Source organism: Sedimentimonas flavescens (assembly GCF_025154035.1).
Classification (GTDB): Bacteria; Pseudomonadota; Alphaproteobacteria; order Rhodobacterales; family Rhodobacteraceae; genus Rhodobacter; species Rhodobacter flavescens.
Genome location: NZ_JAOALJ010000005.1, coordinates 266,634 through 285,144 on the forward strand (window position 1 = coordinate 266,634; position 18,511 = coordinate 285,144).

Below are 18,511 nucleotides of genomic sequence, written 5' to 3' on the forward strand. Positions count from 1 at the left end.
GTAGGACGCACCTGCCCCCTCGTCACGCACAGAATTGTGCCGATTACATCAGGCGCGCTGGAGCTTGACCGGCTCGGTCCGTGCCAGACGCAGGAAATGCGCCATATAGGGCTCGGTCGCGTCTTCCTCGCGCGTGGCAGCATAGAGGCGCTTGGTCAGGCCCTTCTCGGTCACCGGGCGGGTGATGTAGTCGGGCTGGTATTTCACCTCGCGCAGCACCCAGTCGGGCAGCACCGACACACCACGCCCCGAAGCCACGAGCATCAGAATCACGGTCGTCAGTTCGACCTTGCGATGGGCCTTGGGTTCCACCCGCGCCGGGGTCAGCAGCTGCGTGAACACATCCGAGCGCGAGCGGTCCACCGGATAGGTGATCAGGGTCTGGTCCGCGAAATCCTCGGCCACGACATAGGGCTTGGCGGCAAGCGGGCTGTTCGAGGCGGCGATGAAGGTGGGCGAATAGTCGAAGAGCGGGTTGAAGACGATGCCCTCGATCTTTTCCGGGTCGGAGGAGATCACCAGATCGACCTCTTCACGCGCCAACGCGGGCAGCGCGTTGAAGGCTAGGCCCGGGCGGATGTCGATGTCGATCTCGGGCCAGGCGCGGCGGAATTGTTCGAGCACCGGGAAAAGCCAGTCGAAACAGGCGTGGCATTCAATGGCGATATGCAGCCGCCCGGCGCGGCCCTTGCGCAGGGCGTCGAATTCCTGCTCGACCGCGTCGATCTCGGGCAGGATGCGCTCGGCCAGTCGAAGCAGCTTCATCCCCGCCGCCGACAGGCGCAGCGGTTTCGAGCGGCGCACGAACAGCTCAACCCCGGCCTGATCCTCAAGCCCTTTCACCTGATGCGACAGGGCCGACTGGGTGATATGCAGTATCCCCGCCGCGCGCGCGAGGCCGCCAGCGTCATGGATCGCCTTGATCGTCCGCAGGTGTCGAAACTCAAGATGCATCTTGTTGCGCGCCTCATAACCTTCTTGAGGATTATGAATTTGTCTCACATCCCAGAATCAGGCACAAGGGGCGCAACGAAAGGATGCCATCATGACCACGCCGAAGATCAGCTTTGAGTTCTTCCCCCCGCAGACGCTGGATGCGTCGTTCCGCCTGTGGGAGACGGTGCAGATGCTGGCTCCGCTGCAACCGAACTTCGTGTCGGTCACCTATGGCGCGGGCGGCACCACCCGCAAGCTGACCCATGAAGCGGTTGGCACCATCCACAAGAACTACGGTCTGAACGTCGCCGCGCACCTGACCTGCGTCGATGCCACCAAGGCCGAGACGCTGGAGATCGTGAATTCCTACGCCGAGGCCGGCGTGACCGAGATCGTGGCGCTGCGGGGCGATCCGCCGAAGGGCTCGACCGGTTTCGTGCCGCATCCCGAGGGCTTTGCCTCCTCGGTCGAGCTGATCGAGGCGCTGGCCGCCGACGGTCGTTTCGCCATCCGCTGCGGCGCCTACCCCGAGCCGCACCCGGAAGCCGCCGACACCTTCGCCGATGTGCGCTGGCTCAAGCGCAAGGTGGAGGCTGGCGCGACCTCGGCCATCACCCAGTTCTTCTTCGAGGCCGAGACCTTCTTCCGCTTCCGCGACGCCTGCGAGAAGGAAGGCATCAACGCCAAGATCATTCCGGGCATCCTGCCGATCCAGTCGTGGAAAGGCGCCAAAGGTTTCGCGCAGCGCTGCGGCACCTCGATCCCGACCTGGGTGGAAGAGGCTTTCGAGGCCGCGACCCGCGACGGGCGCGAGCAGCTGCTGGCCACCGCGCTGTGCACCGAGCTTTGCGACGACCTGATCCGTGGCGGCGTGGAAGATCTGCATTTCTACACGCTCAACCGCCCGCAGCTGACGCGCGATGTGTGCCACGCGCTTGGCGTGGCACCGGCGACGGTGCTCGAAAACGTCGCCTGAACGGTCGTGACGTAACGGAACTTGCGCAAGGGGGCTTCGGCCCCCTTTTCGCTGCCGACGCGCAGGTTACGTTGCGGCAAAGGGAGAACCACATGACCGATCCGCTATTTGCCGAAAGCCCCGCCGATTTCCTGAGCATCGAGGAGATTCGCGCGGTTTCCGGCTATGAACATATGCGCAAGATGCTGGCCGGCGAGGTCCCCACGACGACCCTCGCGCGCAGCGCGAATTATCGGTTCACTGCGGTTGAGCGAGGCCGGGTTGAAGTCACGGGCACCCCCCTCTTTCAGCATTCGAACGCTTTCGGCGGGGTGCATGGCGGCTGGTACGGGGTGATCATGGACACCTGCATGACCTGCGCCATCGTCTCGGGCCTGCCGCGCGGGCAGTATCAGACGACGCTCGAATACAAGGTCAACATGCTGCGCGCGATCCCGATCGGCACCGAGATCGTCGGCATCGGCGAGGTGATGCATATCGGCCGTTCAACCGGGGTCGCCCGGGGCGAGATCCGCGGCGTCGCCGACGGTAAGCTCTACGCCACCGGTTCGACGACCTGTTTCATCATGGGTGACCCGATCTGAAACGCCAGCCCGGCGTCGCAGGACCGAAGGCAGCAGGATCGTGCGCCAGTTGCGCCGCGAACCGATGGCGCTTTCATGGATCCGTTCAGACGGGTCACGGCCCACGACACGCGGCGCGCGGAACAGGAAGAGCCGGCCCCAACTGCGCCACGATCCAACGGAGGGCGCCTGCGGGTCGGTCGGGAATTCCTCTTGCCAGCCCGCGGGCAGCGTCAGGCCAAGCTCCTCGGCGCGCTCGAGCATCCAGACAAGCGGGATATTGGCCAACGGTCGCGCCGCCTCAAATCCGTTGAGTTGCCCGCCGATATCGCCATGGCTGCCGCGGAACCAGACCTGCTCGATCCGGTCGGCGCCGGTTTCCCCGGTGCCCCAGATCAAAGGCTCCAGCACCGAGCGCGTCTCATCGAGCGCCAGCGCCTGATAGCCGTGATTGACCGAGGGTCCGAGGTTGTGATCGTGAAAGCGGTAGCGCGGCTCGCTCAGCACCCACAGGAACGGGACCTGTATCCCAAGCGCCATGACCGTGTCGAACACGCCGACCATCTCGATATGCGTTTCGGAATGGCAAAACTTGCGGCGAAAGACGGGCGCGACGCGGGGCGGCTCGACCGCCTCATAATAGCGCCAGGCGAGATGGACGTTGCGCTCGGTCGCGTGATCGGTGCGCAGCAGGCCCACGCGGTCGATCAGCCCGGCCAGCGAACGCGCGGCAAAGCCCCCGCGCGAATAGCCCAGCAGAAAGATCCGGTCTCCGGGCCGGTAGCGCATAGCAAGCCAGCCATAGGCGCGCAGGATCTGCCAGTTCACCCCCCAGCCCAGCCAGACATCGCGCAGCTCGCGCCACTCGCGCCATTGCAGACCCTTACCGTAATAGAGCGACAGCCTCGGGTTCGAGCGGCGCAGGAAGCGGTAGAGAATGCCAACGGAAGTGATGCGCTCGGGGTTGAGTGTGCCCATCGTGCCATCGAGCAGGATCACATGATCGACCGGCTCGCGCCCATGTACCTGCGGAGAGGCCGCGGGCTCTCCGGTGCCACGCCGCCGGAACGCGGAAAAGATGTGCTCGATCACGCCCCGCATGAGCACACCGCTTTCCGACTGACCACGCCTTCGGACATCCCACCGACCAAATTGAAAGGACCTTACCCTTCACTATAGGGCAAGGTCCCTTGCAGGTCATTTACGATGTGGTGAAGAGACTTAACCGACCAGCGAAAGGGCGGTTTCGATCTCGCACTGACCAAAGCCATTGAAGCGCGTGTTCGTGGCGGTGCTGTAGGCGCCCATGCCCTTGAACACGAGGTAATCGCCCTCGGCCAGATCGCCCGGCAGCGGCAGCTCACCCGGCAGCCGGTCGAGCGAGTCGCAGGTCGGTCCGAAGACGACGCGGCGGATCGGCGCGGCCATGCGGGGGCGGCCATCGGGGGCATGGACCGAGACGCGGTCGATATTGCCGATCTGCGGCATCTCGGTGAGGTTGCCGTAAACCCCGTCATTGAGGAAGACATGCGCCTCGTCGCGCAGCGCCTTGACGCGGGCGATCAGGCTGAAGGACTCGGCCACCATGCCACGCCCCGGCTCGCACACCAGGATCGGGCGGTCGGCGCCGAAGGCCTCGGTTGCGACGCGGTCGATCAAGGCGAAGATGTCTTCGAGCGCGGGGGCCAGCGCCTGCTGGCGATGGCTGGGGAAGCCGCCGCCGACGTTGAGACGGTGCGCCTTGACGCCCGCCTCGGCGCAGATCGTTGCGGCCGCGCGGATATAGGTATCCCAGGCCATCGGATCGGTGCATTGCGTGCCGGGGTGGAACGTGAGCGAGGGGATGAAGCCCGCCGCTGCCGCGCGACGCAGCAGAACCGCCGCGACCTCGGCGGTTGCGCCGAATTTGGCGCCAAAGTTATAGGCCGCGCCCTCGACCGGCAGCTTGAAGCGCACCGAGATCTCGCAGCCGTCGGTCGGAACCATGCCGATCAGCTTGTCGAGTTCCGAGACAGAATCGACCGACCAGGTCTTGACCCCGGCCGCGACGGCATGGGCGATCTCATCGCGGCCGCGCACCGGATTGTGGTAATGCAACGCCGCGCCGGGTGCGAGGCGACGAACGAGGTCAATCTCCCAGGGCGAGGCCACGTCAAAGCCCGTCACCCCCGCCGCGGCGAGGTTCTGGATCACCATCTCGTCGGGGTTCGACTTGACCGCATAGGTCACGACCCCCGGAAAACCCTTGATAAAGCGCCGGGCAGTCGCCTGCAGCGCGGCCGGTGCGAAAACCAGCACCGGATGGTCCGGCCGCTTGAGCCGGATGACCTCGGCGGGATTTGCCCAGATCGTGTTCGACAGTCCCATTGGTTTCTCCCTTACCCAATGAGTAGCAGCCTTCTCTTGCCCCATAGCGGGTTCGGAGAGCGCTTACGCGTTTCAACCAAGCCCAGGCAGGTGCGTTTGAGCCGCCCTTTTCCTGTCCTTTCATGTTGCGGCAGGTGCTGTACAATCTCACCGATCAAATAGGTATATTCGTCGGAAATTTTCGTTATAATGACGAAAATTTCGGTCATATTTTTGGGTGTGGATGATGGATGAGCTGGATCAGGCGATTATCGGGCTGTTGTCCTCGGATGCGCGGATGTCGCTTTCGACGCTGGCGCGGCGGCTGAAGGTGGCGCGCTCGACGGTTCAGGCGCGGCTGGAGCGGCTGGAGACGAGCGGCGTGATCGCAGGCTACACGGTCAAGCTGGGCGAGGCTGCGCGGGCGGGCCGCCTGCGCGCGAGCGCCCTGCTGGAGATCGAGCCGCGCGCCCAGGCCGCGATCCTGAGCCGTCTGAAATCCATCCCCGAGGTCGAGCGTGTGCTGACGACCTCGGGGCGGGTGGACCTTTTGCTGCAACTGGCGGTGAGTTCGACCCAGCAGCTGGACAAGGTGCTCGACGATATCGGGGGGATCCCCGGGGTGCAAAGCACCGAGAGCCTGATCCATCTGTCGACAAAGCTTGATCGCGCGGTCTGAAGGCAAGGCCGGGGGCTTCGCGCCCCCGGACCCCCGCGGGATATTTTGACCACATTGAAGGGGGGCGGGGTGTCCGGGCCATGCGGGAAAGGCTTTTCCTTGTCTGGCCTGCGCGCTAAAGAGCCTCAAGCCGAATGAGGACGTGACCGATGACGATGGAAAAGACCTTCGATGCGCGCGAGGCCGAGCCGCGTATCTATGCGAAGTGGGAAGAGGCGGGGGCCTTCAAGGCGGGGGCCAATGCCTCGCGCGAGGAGACCTTCTGCATCATGATCCCGCCGCCGAACGTCACCGGGGCGCTGCATGTGGGCCATGCCTTCAACAACACCATTCAGGACATCCTGACCCGCTGGCACCGGATGCGGGGCTATGACACGCTCTGGCAGCCCGGGCAGGACCATGCCGGTATCGCGACGCAGCTGATGGTCGAACGCGAGTTGGCGAAATCGGGCCAGAAGCGCACCGATTTCAGCCGCGAAGAGTTCCTGGGCAAGGTCTGGGAATGGAAGGGCAAATACGGTCAGACGATCATCAACCAGCTCAAGCGGCTGGGGTCGTCCTGCGATTGGTCCCGTAATGCCTTCACCATGTCGGGCGCCCCGAATGCGCCCGAGGGTGAAGAGGGCAATTTCCATGACGCGGTGATCAAGGTCTTCGTGGAGATGTATAACAAGGGCCTGATCTACCGCGGCAAGCGGCTTGTGAACTGGGACCCGCATTTCGAGACCGCGATCTCGGACCTTGAGGTCGAGAATATCGAAGTTGCCGGTCACATGTGGCACTTCAAATACCCGCTCGCGGGTGGGGCGACCTATACCTATGTCGAGAAGGACGCCGAGGGGAACGTGCTCTTTACCGAGGAGCGCGACTATATCTCGATCGCTACGACCCGCCCCGAGACGATGCTGGGCGATGGCGCGGTGGCGGTGCATCCCTCGGACGAGCGTTATGCGCCGATCGTGGGGATGCTGTGCGAGATCCCCGTGGGGCCGAAGGAGCATCGCCGCCTGATCCCTATCATCACCGACGAATACCCCGATCCGACCTTCGGCTCGGGCGCGGTGAAGATCACCGGCGCGCATGACTTCAACGACTATCAGGTGGCCAAGCGCGCGGGCCTGCCGCTTTACCGGCTGATGGACACGCGCGGGCAGATGCGCGCGGATGGCGCGAGTTATGAGGACTGTGCCACCCGGGCGATGGAAATCTCGCGCGGGGCCGCGTTCACCGAGACCGAGGTCGATACGCTGAACCTGGTGCCCGAGGAGCTGCGCGGCCTTGACCGTTTCGAGGCGCGCAAGGCGGTGGTCGAGGCGATCACCCGCGAAGGTCTGGCCGTGATGGTGCCCGCCACCGATCCGCGCCTTGGCAAGGCGGCTGGCAAGGCCCCGGCCGAGGGCGAGGAAGGCGGCGAAGAGGAGGCCAGCCTCGTCGCGCTGGTCGAGGCCAAGCCGATCATGCAGCCTTTCGGTGACCGCTCCAAGGTGGTCATCGAGCCGATGCTGACCGACCAGTGGTATGTCGATGCCGAGAAGATCGTGGGCAAGGCGCTGGACGCGGTGCGCAATGGCGACACGGTGATCCTGCCCGAGGCGGGCGAGAAGACCTATTACCACTGGCTGGAGAACATCGAGCCCTGGTGCATCTCGCGCCAGCTTTGGTGGGGGCACCAGATCCCGGTGTGGTATGGCCTCGACCTGTCGGCGCCGGGTTTCAAGGATGATGAGGGCGACGGCGCGCTCGATGAGGTGGAACTGGGCCGCCTGTTGCAGGAAGGCGGAATGCTTCACCGCAATGACGTCTACCACTGCGCCGCCGGCTTCGACGACGTGGTCGAGATGTTCCGCGACGACATTGCCGACATTCCGACCCCTCTCAACCATGCGCGCATGATTGAGGTGGCCGACAAGCAGGCCGCAATCGAGGCCCTGGCATCAAGCCTGGCGGATTACGCCGTAAGCCAGGACCCGACGCATCTGGTCTATCCTGTCTGGCGCGACCCGGACGTGCTCGACACCTGGTTCTCCTCGGGGCTCTGGCCGATCGGCACGCTTGGCTGGCCGAACTGGGATCAGAGCACCTCGAAATACTTCCCGACCGATGTGCTGGTCACGGGCTTCGACATCCTCTTCTTTTGGGTTGCCCGGATGATGATGATGCAACTGGCCGTGGTCGATCAGATCCCCTTCCACACCGTCTATCTGCACCAGCTTGTCCGCGACGAGAAGGGCAAGAAGATGTCGAAGACGGCGGGCAACGTGATCGACCCGCTCGAGATCATCGACGAATACGGCGCCGACGCGCTGCGCTTTACCAATACCTCGATGGCGGCGCTTGGGGGGGTGCTCAAGCTCTCGAAGGACCGGATCGCGGGCTATCGCAACTTTGGCACCAAGATCTGGAACGCGACCCGCTTTGCCGAGATGAACGGCGTCTTCGAAGGCCCGGCCCCGGCAGGCATCCCGCAGCCCACGCATACCGTGAACCGCTGGATCATTGGCGAAACCGCCAAGGTGCGCGAGAGCGTCGATGCGGCCTTCGCGGCCTATCGCTTCAACGACGCGGCGCAGGCGCTTTACGGCTTTGTCTGGGGCAAGGTCTGCGACTGGTATGTCGAGTTCGCCAAGCCCCTCTTTGACGGTGAGCAGGCCGAGGAAACCCGCGCGACCATGCGGTGGGTGCTTGAGCAGTGCTACACCATGCTGCACCCGATCATGCCCTTCATCACCGAAGAGCTGTGGGAACTGACCGCGCCGGAAGGTGGCCGCGCCAAGATGCTGGTGCATGGCGACTGGCCGAGCTATGGCGCCGAGCTGGTCGATGCCGAGGCCGACCGCGAGATGAACTGGGTCATCGACCTGATCGACGCGATCCGCTCGTCGCGCACCCAGATGGGCGTGCCCGCGGGCCTCAAGCTGCCGATGGTTCTGGCCGAGGCCGACGCGGCCGCCCGTGCCGCCATTGCCCGCAACGAGGCGCTGATCCTGCGTCTGGCGCGCGTCGACTCGGTCACCGAGACGGCGATCCCGAAGGGGGCGATCTCGATCCCGGTCGCGGGTGCGCTGTTCGGCCTGCCGCTGGAAGGCGTGATCGACATTCAGGCCGAGAAGGCGCGGCTGGAGAAGTCGCTGGCGAAGCTTGAGAAAGAGGCAGGCGCGCTGCGCGGCCGTCTGGGCAACCCCAAGTTCATCGAGAACGCCTCGGAAGAGGTGGTCGAGGAGGCCCGCGACAACCTTGCCGCCCGCGAGGAAGAGGCCGCCAAGGTCGCCGCCGCGGTCAAGCGTCTGGCGGAGCTTGGCTGACATCATGCCAGGCTGGCTGGCGCGGCTATGGATGCGGCTGAAGCACTTCCTGCGCCGCGAGGATGAGCTGGCGCGCTACCGCGCGCTGGCAACCACCCTGCGCCCGACGCGGCCGCTGGTGCGCTCTCTCGCGCCACGCCGTTCCCCGCCGGCGCTGATCCTCACCGAGGAAGACCAGCGCGCGGCGAATGCGCGTGTGTCGGAACTGCTGCTGCGCCAGGTCCAGCGCAATCTGCACGACCGCGAATAGCGCCGGGCCGGTGATCAGGCGAAAGCCGGGGCGCGCCCCTGAAGATTGGCGGCCACGACCTCCATCTGGTCAGGCTTGCCGATCAGATCGACCTGCTCGCGGCTTTCGGCCAGTAAGACCTGCGCGGCAGGCGCCGCGTAGGCCGTCGAGATCAGCCGCTTGGCCGCACGGATGGCCGAGGGGCTGCGCGCGGCGATCGCCTCGGCCAGTTGCGAGGCACGGGCAAAGGGGTCTTCGGCCAGTTCGGTCACCAGCCCCCAGTCTAGCGCCTGCGGCGCCTTGATCTCTTCGGCGGTATAGGTCAGACGGCGCAGCACATCGGGGCGCACCAGTTCGGGCAGCGTCACCATGCCGCCCATGTCGGGGATCAGGCCCCATTTCATCTCCATGATCGACAGGCGTGTCGCGGGGGCGGCCACGCGAATGTCGGCGCCCATGGCAAGCTGGAAGCCCGCGCCGAAGACCACGCCATGCAGCGCCGCGATCACCGGCACCGGCAGCGTGCGCCAGATCAGCGAGAAATGCTGGAAACGGTTCGCCTCGCCATGGCTGCGCGGCATGATCAGCTCTTCGGCGCCCCCCATGGCAAGACGCGCGAAGTTCGACACATCGAGCCCGGCGCAAAAGGCACGCCCCTCGCCCGCCAGAACCACCGCGCGCAGATCGGGCATCGCGGCCAGTTCCTCGCCTGCCGCGATCAGTTCCTCGATCATGTCGAAGGTGACGGCGTTCATCTTCTCGGGGCGCGAGAGCGAGACATAGGCGATGCCGCCCAGAACTTCGATCGTGACAGTGGCCATGGGATCCTCCTCTTTGAGACCAATATAAGGGCCGTCCGCGCAGGCGCGAGATGGGTGCGACCATTGGTGACGCAACGAAATTCCCTTGCCGGGTTTCGGCTTTGCCCGTAGCAATTTCGCCATGACCGGACCTCGCTTCACCCCGCTGATCGCCTCACTGCCCTCGACCGTGCCCTTCGTCGGCCCCGAGACGCAGGAGCGCCTGCGCGGCCGCCCCTTCGAGGCGCGGCTTGGCGCGAATGAAAACGGCTTCGGCCCCTCGCCGCGCGCGATCGCGGCCATGGCGGCGGCGGCGGGCGAGGTGTGGAAATACGGCGACCCCGAGAACCATGACCTGAGAGCGGCGCTGGCCGCGCATCACGGCTGCCGCCCCGAGAATATCATTGTGGGCGAAGGGATCGACGGGCTTCTGGGCTACCTTGTGCGGCTGGTGATCGAGCCGGGCGATACGGTGGTGACCTCGGACGGGGCCTATCCGACCTTCAACTACCATGTCGTGGGCTTTGGCGGCGTTCTGCACAAGGTTCCCTACCGCAACGACTGCGAGGACCCCGAGGCGCTGCTGGCCAAGGCCGCCGAGGTTGCGCCCAAGCTGATCTACATCGCCAATCCCGACAACCCGATGGCCTCCCACCACCCCGGCGAGACCATCGCACGCATGGTCGAGCGCGTGCCCGAGGGGAGCCTTCTGGTGCTCGACGAGGCCTATGTCGAGCTTGCCCCCGAGGGCACGGAGGCGCCGATTGACCCCGACGATCCGCGCGTGATCCGGATGCGCACCTTCTCGAAAGCGCATGGTATGGCCGGCGCGCGGGTGGGCTATGCTATCGGCGCGGCACCGCTGATCGCGGCCTTCGACAAGATCCGCAACCATTTCGGCATGTGCCGGATCAGCCAGGCGGGCGCGCTTGCGGCCTTGCAGGATCGCACCTGGCAGGCCTTCATGCGCCGCCTCGTGGCGGCCTCGCGCGATCAGATCGCGGCGATTGCGCGCGAGAACGGCCTGACGCCTCTGCCCTCGGCCACCAATTTCGTGGCCATCGACTGCGGCGCTGACGGGGCCTTTGCCCGCGCGGTTCTGGCCGAATTGACAGCCGCCGATATCTTTGCCCGGATGCCCGGCGTGGCACCGCTTGATCGCTGTATCCGCATCTCATGCGGACCCGAGGCCGAGATGGCGGCCTTCGCCGCCGCCATGCCCGGCGCACTGGCCCGTGCCCGCGCGGCACAGGCGCGTTAAGGCCGATCACGAACCCCTCGCTGCTTGGTGATTTGCGCGGAGCGCCGCGCGAAAGCACCCTCCTGCCAACGCGAACAGGAGATGAAAATGAGCAGAATCAATCGCGCCCGTCGTATTGCCTTGCTGAGCCCGCTGGCCTTCGCGCTGGCCTTTGGCGCCTATGCGCAGGAAAGCCCTACCGGATCGACGATGGGGAGCGTGCAGGCTACCGCCGATGCCGCGCCCTCGACCCCGGCCTATCTGGCGGCCAATGCCAAGATGCATGCCAACATGGCCGTGCCTCTGACCGGCGACGCGGATGTGGATTTCGTGCGTTCGATGATCCCGCACCATGAGGGCGCCGTCGAGATGGCCAAGATCGTCAGCGAATATGGCGACGATCCCGAAGTGCGCAAACTGGCCGAGGAAATCATCGCGGCGCAGGAAGTCGAGATCGCCTGGATGGTCGAGTGGCTCGAAAAGAACGGTCAACCCTAAGCCTTGGCGAATAGCCCCCGCACGTGGCAGCGGGGGCTTTGGCCGCGGCGGGGCCCCGTCCCCCGGCCCCGCCGCGCGCCCTTATTTCGTCGTGGCGGCAAGAACCGCCGCAGCTGCCGCGATCCCGCCCCGCCCATGCGGGATCGAGAGCGCCTGAAGCCCCGCCTCCATCACTGCAAGCGCGCCAAGCGTCATATGCGCATTGACATGGCCCATATGGGCCACGCGCAGATAGTCGCCCGCATCCGGCGCGCCCGGCTCGGTCATGCCCAAGCCAATGCCGAGGGTTACGCCCGCCTCGCGCTCACACCAGGCGCGCAGCTGGTCCGCGCCACCGTTGCCGATGCGCGCCGCCGTGACCGCATTAGAGCGCGCGGCGGGATCGAGGATGTTCAGGCGGAACTCCCCGCCCTGCCCCCAGGCATCGAAGGCCGCCCAGACCGCACGCGCCAGCGCCGCGTGCCGCGCCCAGACCTGCGGCAGCCCTTCTTCGTCGAGCAGCATCTTGAGCGACTCAGCCAGGCCATAAAGGTGATGGGTCGGCGCGGTGCCGGCGAAATGCAGATAATAGGCCTCGGCGAAAAGGCGCGGGTGCCAGTTCCAATAGGGCGTTGCCAGATCGGAGCCCTTGCTGGCCGCCACCGCCTTGTCGGAGACCCAGACAAAACCCAGACCCGGTGGCACCATCAGCCCCTTCTGGCTGGCCGCGATCATCACATCGACGCCCCAGTCGTCGAAGCGGAACTCGTCGCAGGCGAGCGAGGCGATGCAATCCACCGCCAACAGCGCGGGATGCCCCACCGCATCGATCACCGCACGCATCGCGGCAATATCGTTGCGCACGCTTGAGGCGGTATCGACATGGGTCACCAGCACCGCCTTGATGCGCCGTTCGGTATCGGCGCGCAACGCGGCCTCCAGCCGGGCGGGGTCGGCGGGCGTGCGGCGACCAAAGTCGATCATCTCGACTTCTACCCCCATACCGCGTGCGTGTTCCGCCCAGGAGATACCAAAGCGCCCGGTGGCGAGCACCAGCGCCTTGTCGCCCTTCGAGAACATGTTGGCGATCGCCGCCTCCCATGCGCCATGACCGTTCGAGATGTAGATCGCGACATGCGAGCTGCTCAGCGCGACTCGGCGCAGATCGGCAAGTACCGTCGCGGTGAGGTCCACGATCTCGCCCTCATAGATATTCGGCGCGGCGCGGTGCATGGCGCGCAGCACGCGGTCAGGCATGGTCGAGGGGCCGGGGATGGCCAGGTAGGGGCGGCCGTGGGCGAGGCTCATGAGGGGTCTCCGTGGGCTGATGGACCAAGCGGTAAAGAACGCCGCGAGCGCGGTCAACGCCCGGCGGCGGACAGTGGCTTTGCGCGGCTTGCTTGCCCGCAGGGGCGGTTTCGCGCTAGACCGCGTGAAACGCGCGCCTTTCGCGCCCTCAACCGACAGGCTTGCCTTGGCCAAGAGCACCGACCCCTATTCTTCGCGCAACCTCTTTGCCCGGCTGTGGACAGGCTATCTGCGCCGCCATTGGGCCAAGATGGCGCTGGCCATGCTGCTCATGGTCATCGAAGGCTCGACCCTTGGCGGGCTGAGCTGGATGCTGGAGCCGCTTTTCGACCGCGTCTTCGTTGCCGGGCAGGCCAGTCTGATCTGGTGGGTGGGCGGCGCGATCATGGGGTTGTTCGTCATACGCGCAGTGACCTCGGTCGCCTCGCGCACCCTGATGTCGAGCATCGCGCTTGGCACCTCGACCGCGATGCAGGCCGACCTCTTGCGCCATATCCTGAAGCTCGACCAGCGGTTCTTCCAGCACAACCCGCCCGGCGCGCTGATCGAGCGCGTGCAGGGCGACACCACCGCTGTGCAGGGCGTTTGGTCCGTCTTCATCACCGGGGCGGGGCGCGATGCCATCTCTCTTCTGGCGCTCTTCGGTGTGGCGATCTCGATCGACCCGGTCTGGACGCTTGCCGCGCTTGTCGGAACACCGCTTCTGGTGCTGCCCACGGTGATGGCGCAGCGCTACATTCGTCGCAAGACCGGGCAGATGCGACAAAACTCGGGTCTGCGCGCGACGCGGCTCGATGAGGTGTTTCACGGCATCAACGCGGTCAAGCTGAACCGGATGGAGGATTACCAAGCCGGTCGATTCGAACGCCTTGTGGCCATCATCCGCCGAGCACAGATCAAGATGGCGGCCTCGCAATCGCTGATCCCGGCCCTGGTCGATATCATCACGGGCTTTGGCTTCTTTGCCGTTCTGGTATTGGGCGGGCGTCAGATCATCTCCGGTGAACGCACCGTGGGCGAGTTCATGTCTTTCTTCACGGCAATGGCGCTGGCCTTCCAGCCGATGCGGCGTCTGGGTGGCCTTGCGGGCACCTGGCAGGCGGCGGCGGCCAGCCTTGAGCGGCTCTACAGGCTGTTCGACACGCCGCCCTCGATCACCAGCCCGGCAGTGCCCGCCGCCCTGCCCGCCTCGACCGAGATCCGGCTTGAGGATCTGCGCATGGCCTATGACAGCACGCCGGTCCTGCGCGGGCTGAGCTTTACGGCCGAGGCCGGCAAGACCACCGCTTTGGTCGGCCCCTCGGGGGCGGGCAAGAGCACGGTCTTTGCGCTGCTCACGCGGCTGATCGACCCCGACGAGGGGCGCATCACCATCGGCGGTGTGGATATCCGAACGCTCGATCTGGCGGCGCTACGCGGGATGTTCTCGACCGTGGCGCAAGAGGCCGCGCTGTTCGACGAGACGATCCGCGAGAACATTCTTTTGGGCCGCACCGATGTGCCCGACGAGCGGCTGCAGGAGGCGCTGAACGCTGCCTATGTGACCGAGTTCACCGCGGCCCTGCCCACCGGCATTGACACGCCCGCCGGGCCGCGCGGTTCGGCGCTATCGGGCGGGCAGCGTCAGCGCGTGGCCATCGCCCGCGCCGTGCTGCGCAACGCGCCGATCCTGCTCTTGGACGAGGCGACCTCGGCGCTCGATACCGCGTCCGAGGCGAAAGTCTCGCAGGCGCTCGACGGGCTGTCGCAGGGCCGCACGACGCTGGTCATCGCGCACAGGCTGTCGACGGTGCGCACTGCCGACAAGATCGTGGTCATCGTCGCCGGGCAAGTCGTCGAGGAAGGCACGCATGAGGAGTTGCTGGCCAAGGGCGGCACCTATGCGGGCCTGTGCCGGATGCAACTGGTCGAATAAGGCACGCCCCCTATATCGGGGGCAGGAGGCATCATGGGTGAACGCGCGATCTACGAGATTTCCGGCAAAGACCGGGAACATTTCCTGCAAGGGCTGGTCAGCAATGACGTCCGCCAGTTGGCTCAGGGGCCGGTCTATGCCGCGCTCTTGACGCCCCAGGGCAAGTATCTGGCCGATTTCCTGCTGGTGCCGAGGGGCGAGACGATCCTTCTCGATATCGACGCCACGATCGCAGAGGCAACGGTGCGGCGACTGTCGATGTACAAGCTGCGCGCGGATGTGCAGATCGCGCCTTCGGCGCTGAAGGTTTTTCGCGGCACCGGCCCTGCCCCCGACGGCGCGGTGCAAGACCCGCGCCATCCGGCGATGGGCTGGCGGCTTTACGGCGATCAGAGCGGCGAGGACGGCACCGATTTCGACGCGATCCGCGTGGCCCATTGCATCCCCGAGACCGGGATCGAACTGACCCCCGAGACCTACATTCTCGAAGCCGGGTTCGAGCGTCTGCACGGCGTCGATTTCCGCAAGGGCTGTTACGTCGGTCAGGAAGTCACCGCGCGGATGAAGCACAAGGTCGAGTTGCGCAAGGGCCTCGCCTCCGTGCACATCGAGGGTGCTGCGCCCGTGGGCACCGAGATCACCGCTGATGGGCGCGGGGTCGGTACGCTCTTCACCCAATCGGGCGGAAAGGCCCTTGCGCATCTGCGTCTTGACCGTGCAGAGGGCGAGATGCGGGCGGGCGAAGCGCGGATCTGGCGCGACCTGGCCTAGCCACGGCATCGTTAGCGTTCACGATTGCGTTAGCCATGCATCCAAAGCATGGATCGGCATGATCGCGCGTTTGCGCCCCCTCGGCAGCGGTTTCCTCTGCGTCGCAGCGTCACACGGCTGTCAGATACCTTTTTTCATTGAAGAAAAGCTTGATCGGTTTTGCTGGATGCATATATATGGCCGGTCGCTGAAAGCGGACTCGACTAAATACGGTAACCACCATGCAAAAAATGCATGGCAGCCATACCTTAGGGGCTGTATCGAATCGGGACCCATCCGCCCTAGATGACCTGCACGCCAGGAAACGTAAGAGCAATAACAAAGGACGAAATAATGCGCGATTTCGTTGACGGCTCCGCATTCAACTATGAGCAAGGCCAACGCGCCCGCAAACTCTTCGCGGCCGTGGTGCTGGCAGCGCTCGACGATGCGATTGCCGATGACAAGAAATACGGGAATGGCCCCGAGCAGATCGCCCGGTGGGCACGTTCGCGCGACGGTCGGGAAGTGCTGTCCTGCGCCGGGATCGACCCGAACGAGCGCGTGGTGAAGGGCCTCATGGAATTCGTCGCCAAGGGTGTGCGGACTTCGGTCGCGCTGTCGCGCGAGGAAAGCGAACGCCGCATGGCTGCGGACGAGGCGGAAGCCGCCTGAGTTTCAGGGCTTCCCCAATGGCAAAAGGCGCGCCTGTCGGGCGCGCCTTTTGCATTTCAGGGGGATGGCGTCATTCGAAGTCGCGGCTGACCAGGACGCGCTGGATCTCGCGCCGGACAAGCTTGCGGACATTGCGGGTGATACGCTCGCCGAGTGCGCCCTGCAATTCCTGCCGGATGATCTCGGTCACCAGATCGCGCAGCGCATCTTCGTCGATCGAACTGGCAATCGCCATCTCATCGGCAAAAAGGCTGTCGGACTGCTCTTCATCGAAATGCGGTTCAGGTGCCGCTTCGCCGGTTCCCGCAACCAGTTCAGCGAGTTCATCACCATCGGCCTCAAAGGGATCGCCCTCTTCGGGCTCAAACTCCCCGCCTTTGTCGGCGACGGCGGCCTGCATCTGCGCCAGGCTGCTTTCCAGACGGCTGAGTTCTTCGCCCAGATCCTCGGGCACGACCAGAGGCGCCTCAAGCACCAGCGGCGCGTCCGGGGCGGGCTCGATCCGCTGCGCCGGCGTCAGGAGAAGAAGATCCGCCTCGCCCTCCGATTCGGGCGCGGCCGCAACCTCGGGCTCCGGCGCGGGTTCTGCCGCTGGCTCCGGAGCGGGTTCGGCCATCGCAACGGGTCGCACCACGGCCTTGACCGGCGCCGCAGCCGAATTGTCCTGCGACAGCAAGCGGCGGATGGACGATAGAACGTCCTCGATCTCGATTTGCTTTCCGGGTTCAGACATCATGCCTCAATCCTGCGATCGCTTCGCGTTTCTGTCCAGCCCCCAAGCGGGCAAAATCGCATATTTGCGCAAGGATCCGCGCGCCCGCACTAAATGCAGGCCGCGCGGGCGTGCGAGCTTCCTCAGTTCTTGCCGATAGCCTGCAGCACGCGATCCAGGCTCTTGCCTTGCGTGCTGGTGTAGGGCGCGTTGCGCACCGCATTGTAATAGGCCGCCGGATCATAGGTCGGAATGCCGAGCTTGAGGTCTTCCACAGTCAGAAGACCCATAGCCGACAAAAGTTGATAATAGGCTACCTGCAACTGGGCCTCGGCATCGATCCGCGAGGCGCGGGCGTCGAGCAGGTCCTGCTCGGCATCCAGCACGTCAAGCGTAGTGCGCGCGCCCAAGGTCGCCTCTTCCTTGACGCCATCATAGGCGATCGAGGCTGCCTGGATCTGCTCGTCGTAGGCGCGCATCTGGGCGCGATAAACATCGATCTGCGCCCAGGCCTGTGCCACGCCCTGCGCCAGTTCGACACCGGTCTGCGAAAGGGTTGCACGAGCCTGATCGCGGTTGGCAAGGGCCTGGCGATGCGCAGCCGGAAGCGCGCCACCGGAATAGAGCGTCTGGCTGAGCCCGATGCCCACCCCTTCGGTGGCATAGCCGCCCTCGGCATAGTTATAGGAAATCGAGCCCGTCACCTGCGGCATCCGCTGAGCGGCCGCGGCCAGAACACCCAGTTCGGCCATGGTCACGTTATGTTGGACCTGCTTGACCGCCGGGTGGTTGCGCTGCGCGATGGCGGTGGCTTCTGCGATGGACTTGGGCAGTTGCGGCGCTTTGGGCAGCGCCGAGACCCCGGCGGGATAGTGACCGATCGCGGCCTTGTAAGCCTCACGCGCGACCTGGTAGCTGCCGCGTGCTGCCGCCAGCGACGCCCGCGCGGCAGAAAGTTGCGCCTCGGCCTGCGACACGTCGGTCTTGGTAACCTCACCAACCTCGAAGCGGTCTTGCGCGGCCTTAAGCTCTTCGCTGATCACGCGCACCGAGTTTTCGTTGATCGCGACCTGCTCGGCACTGCTCTTGACGCTAGTATAGGCCGAGATCGCCGACAGCAGCACGCTCTGCTCAACCGAACGCAGCGCTTCGCGCGTCGCGAGAACAGCTTCCTTCTTGATGTCCAGCGCCAGACGGTTGCGGCCGAAATCGAACAGTGTCATCTGCGCCGCCAGCGTCAACGAGCCCGCAACGCGGTCAGACGTCGGTCTGAGATCGGATTTCGAATAACCGTATTCCGCCGACCATTGCAGCACCGGGCGCAGTGCCGCAACGGCCCCCGCCACATCTTCGTCCGCGGCGCGTAGCGCGGCGCGGTTCTGCTCAAGCAGGTTCGAGTTGCGATAGGCCGAGACCAGCGCGTCGGACAGCGTTTCCGCCCCGGCCGCCAACGGCAACATCATCATACCAAACGTCGCCGCAGCTGCGAGCACGATGGGTTTCAGGGTCTTGCGCGTCATGCCTCGGTCCTCGTTTTCGATTCTTGAGCCTTGGCCTGGCGCCAAGGCAAACCGGCCGCAAGCGCGGCCCATTCTTCAATTCA

Annotated in this window: 17 protein-coding genes; 10 read left to right on the top strand and 7 right to left on the bottom strand. The window is 65.2% G+C overall.

Going from position 1 to position 18,511, the window contains the following annotated elements; translation table 11 throughout:
- Nucleotides 1-48 precede the first annotated feature (48 nt).
- Entirely contained in the window at nt 49-954 is a 906-nt protein-coding gene (locus N3C64_RS11415) for a LysR family transcriptional regulator (protein ID WP_218630622.1), read from the bottom strand.
- Nucleotides 955-1,045: 91 nt separating this feature from the next.
- Here N3C64_RS11415 and metF point away from each other — a divergent pair, with 91 nt between their 5' ends.
- Together metF and N3C64_RS11425 are read left to right on the top strand one after the other, a co-directional pair.
- Complete coding sequence (gene metF, locus N3C64_RS11420; RefSeq protein ID WP_260014502.1) at nt 1,046-1,912, top strand: methylenetetrahydrofolate reductase [NAD(P)H]; 867 nt, start codon at nt 1,046-1,048, stop codon at nt 1,910-1,912.
- Nucleotides 1,913-2,004: 92 nt separating this feature from the next.
- Entirely contained in the window at nt 2,005-2,496 is a 492-nt protein-coding gene (locus N3C64_RS11425) for a PaaI family thioesterase (RefSeq protein WP_218630624.1), read from the top strand.
- Here the strand turns inward: N3C64_RS11425 and N3C64_RS11430 are convergent.
- Together N3C64_RS11430 and N3C64_RS11435 are read right to left on the bottom strand one after the other, a co-directional pair.
- Complete coding sequence (locus tag N3C64_RS11430; protein WP_260014572.1) at nt 2,398-3,576, bottom strand: T6SS phospholipase effector Tle1-like catalytic domain-containing protein; 1,179 nt, start codon at nt 3,574-3,576, stop codon at nt 2,398-2,400. The two genes, N3C64_RS11425 and N3C64_RS11430, sit on opposite strands and share 99 nt — an antisense overlap.
- A gap of 120 nt (nt 3,577-3,696) precedes the next feature.
- On the bottom strand, nt 3,697-4,842 hold the full coding sequence (locus tag N3C64_RS11435) for a type III PLP-dependent enzyme (RefSeq protein ID WP_260014503.1): 1,146 nt from the start codon (nt 4,840-4,842) through the stop codon (nt 3,697-3,699).
- Between the two features lie 226 nt (nt 4,843-5,068).
- On the opposite strand from N3C64_RS11435, the gene N3C64_RS11440 reads away from it, so the two are divergent.
- The 3 genes from N3C64_RS11440 to N3C64_RS11450 all read left to right on the top strand — a co-directional run bounded on the left by N3C64_RS11440 (nt 5,069) and on the right by N3C64_RS11450 (nt 9,052).
- Nucleotides 5,069-5,500, top strand: a complete 432-nt coding sequence (locus N3C64_RS11440; protein ID WP_218630646.1) for an Lrp/AsnC family transcriptional regulator — start codon at nt 5,069-5,071, stop codon at nt 5,498-5,500.
- A 149-nt stretch (nt 5,501-5,649) separates the two neighbouring features.
- Nucleotides 5,650-8,802: a valine--tRNA ligase gene (locus N3C64_RS11445; RefSeq protein WP_260014504.1), complete on the top strand. Its 3,153-nt coding sequence runs from the start codon at nt 5,650-5,652 to the stop codon at nt 8,800-8,802.
- Nucleotides 8,803-8,806: 4 nt separating this feature from the next.
- Entirely contained in the window at nt 8,807-9,052 is a 246-nt protein-coding gene (locus N3C64_RS11450; RefSeq protein ID WP_218630627.1) for a hypothetical protein, read from the top strand.
- A gap of 14 nt (nt 9,053-9,066) precedes the next feature.
- Here N3C64_RS11450 and N3C64_RS11455 read toward each other — a convergent pair whose 3' ends face one another.
- Nucleotides 9,067-9,852, bottom strand: coding sequence for a crotonase/enoyl-CoA hydratase family protein (locus N3C64_RS11455; RefSeq protein WP_260014506.1), 786 nt, complete (start codon nt 9,850-9,852; stop codon nt 9,067-9,069).
- Between the two features lie 121 nt (nt 9,853-9,973).
- Here N3C64_RS11455 and N3C64_RS11460 point away from each other — a divergent pair, with 121 nt between their 5' ends.
- Together N3C64_RS11460 and copM are read left to right on the top strand one after the other, a co-directional pair.
- A complete protein-coding gene (locus N3C64_RS11460; RefSeq protein WP_260014508.1) occupies nt 9,974-11,092 on the top strand; it encodes a pyridoxal phosphate-dependent aminotransferase in 1,119 nt (372 codons plus the stop codon).
- Between the two features lie 87 nt (nt 11,093-11,179).
- Nucleotides 11,180-11,569, top strand: coding sequence for a CopM family metallochaperone (gene copM / locus N3C64_RS11465; protein WP_260014510.1), 390 nt, complete (start codon nt 11,180-11,182; stop codon nt 11,567-11,569).
- Nucleotides 11,570-11,650: 81 nt separating this feature from the next.
- Here copM and N3C64_RS11470 read toward each other — a convergent pair whose 3' ends face one another.
- A complete protein-coding gene (locus N3C64_RS11470) occupies nt 11,651-12,856 on the bottom strand; it encodes a pyridoxal-phosphate-dependent aminotransferase family protein (RefSeq protein ID WP_260014512.1) in 1,206 nt (401 codons plus the stop codon).
- 250 nt (nt 12,857-13,106) lie between these two features.
- Between N3C64_RS11470 and N3C64_RS11475 the strand changes: the two genes are divergently transcribed.
- The 3 genes from N3C64_RS11475 (at nt 13,107) to N3C64_RS11485 (ending at nt 16,196) form a co-directional block, all read left to right on the top strand.
- Nucleotides 13,107-14,771 (top strand): ABC transporter ATP-binding protein, encoded by a 1,665-nt coding sequence (locus N3C64_RS11475; protein ID WP_260014573.1) that lies wholly within the window; start codon nt 13,107-13,109, stop codon nt 14,769-14,771.
- Nucleotides 14,772-14,804: 33 nt separating this feature from the next.
- Nucleotides 14,805-15,542: a CAF17-like 4Fe-4S cluster assembly/insertion protein YgfZ gene (gene ygfZ, locus N3C64_RS11480; RefSeq protein WP_260014513.1), complete on the top strand. Its 738-nt coding sequence runs from the start codon at nt 14,805-14,807 to the stop codon at nt 15,540-15,542.
- Nucleotides 15,543-15,875: 333 nt separating this feature from the next.
- On the top strand, nt 15,876-16,196 hold the full coding sequence (locus N3C64_RS11485; RefSeq protein ID WP_218630633.1) for a DUF6280 family protein: 321 nt from the start codon (nt 15,876-15,878) through the stop codon (nt 16,194-16,196).
- Nucleotides 16,197-16,266: 70 nt separating this feature from the next.
- On the opposite strand, the gene N3C64_RS11490 is transcribed toward N3C64_RS11485, so the two are convergent.
- Together N3C64_RS11490 and N3C64_RS11495 are read right to left on the bottom strand one after the other, a co-directional pair.
- On the bottom strand, nt 16,267-16,932 hold the full coding sequence (locus tag N3C64_RS11490) for a hypothetical protein (RefSeq protein ID WP_260014515.1): 666 nt from the start codon (nt 16,930-16,932) through the stop codon (nt 16,267-16,269).
- A gap of 119 nt (nt 16,933-17,051) precedes the next feature.
- Entirely contained in the window at nt 17,052-18,428 is a 1,377-nt protein-coding gene (locus N3C64_RS11495; protein ID WP_218630634.1) for a TolC family outer membrane protein, read from the bottom strand.
- Nucleotides 18,429-18,511 lie beyond the last annotated feature (83 nt).

Excerpts from the sequence above, each read along its gene's own strand:
- N3C64_RS11415 (WP_218630622.1), bottom strand. The coding sequence starts at position 954 with ATGCATCTTGAGTTTCGACACCTGCGGACGATCAAGGCGATCCATGAC.
- metF (WP_260014502.1), top strand. The coding sequence starts at position 1,046 with ATGACCACGCCGAAGATCAGCTTTGAGTTCTTCCCCCCGCAGACGCTG.
- N3C64_RS11425 (WP_218630624.1), top strand. The coding sequence starts at position 2,005 with ATGACCGATCCGCTATTTGCCGAAAGCCCCGCCGATTTCCTGAGCATC.
- N3C64_RS11430 (WP_260014572.1), bottom strand. The coding sequence starts at position 3,576 with ATGCGGGGCGTGATCGAGCACATCTTTTCCGCGTTCCGGCGGCGTGGC.
- N3C64_RS11435 (WP_260014503.1), bottom strand. The coding sequence starts at position 4,842 with ATGGGACTGTCGAACACGATCTGGGCAAATCCCGCCGAGGTCATCCGG.
- N3C64_RS11440 (WP_218630646.1), top strand. The coding sequence starts at position 5,069 with ATGGATGAGCTGGATCAGGCGATTATCGGGCTGTTGTCCTCGGATGCG.
- N3C64_RS11445 (WP_260014504.1), top strand. The coding sequence starts at position 5,650 with ATGACGATGGAAAAGACCTTCGATGCGCGCGAGGCCGAGCCGCGTATC.
- N3C64_RS11450 (WP_218630627.1), top strand. The coding sequence starts at position 8,807 with ATGCCAGGCTGGCTGGCGCGGCTATGGATGCGGCTGAAGCACTTCCTG.
- N3C64_RS11455 (WP_260014506.1), bottom strand. The coding sequence starts at position 9,852 with ATGGCCACTGTCACGATCGAAGTTCTGGGCGGCATCGCCTATGTCTCG.
- N3C64_RS11460 (WP_260014508.1), top strand. The coding sequence starts at position 9,974 with ATGACCGGACCTCGCTTCACCCCGCTGATCGCCTCACTGCCCTCGACC.
- copM (WP_260014510.1), top strand. The coding sequence starts at position 11,180 with ATGAGCAGAATCAATCGCGCCCGTCGTATTGCCTTGCTGAGCCCGCTG.
- N3C64_RS11470 (WP_260014512.1), bottom strand. The coding sequence starts at position 12,856 with ATGAGCCTCGCCCACGGCCGCCCCTACCTGGCCATCCCCGGCCCCTCG.
- N3C64_RS11475 (WP_260014573.1), top strand. The coding sequence starts at position 13,107 with ATGGCGCTGGCCATGCTGCTCATGGTCATCGAAGGCTCGACCCTTGGC.
- ygfZ (WP_260014513.1), top strand. The coding sequence starts at position 14,805 with ATGGGTGAACGCGCGATCTACGAGATTTCCGGCAAAGACCGGGAACAT.
- N3C64_RS11485 (WP_218630633.1), top strand. The coding sequence starts at position 15,876 with ATGCGCGATTTCGTTGACGGCTCCGCATTCAACTATGAGCAAGGCCAA.
- N3C64_RS11490 (WP_260014515.1), bottom strand. The coding sequence starts at position 16,932 with ATGATGTCTGAACCCGGAAAGCAAATCGAGATCGAGGACGTTCTATCG.
- N3C64_RS11495 (WP_218630634.1), bottom strand. The coding sequence starts at position 18,428 with ATGACGCGCAAGACCCTGAAACCCATCGTGCTCGCAGCTGCGGCGACG.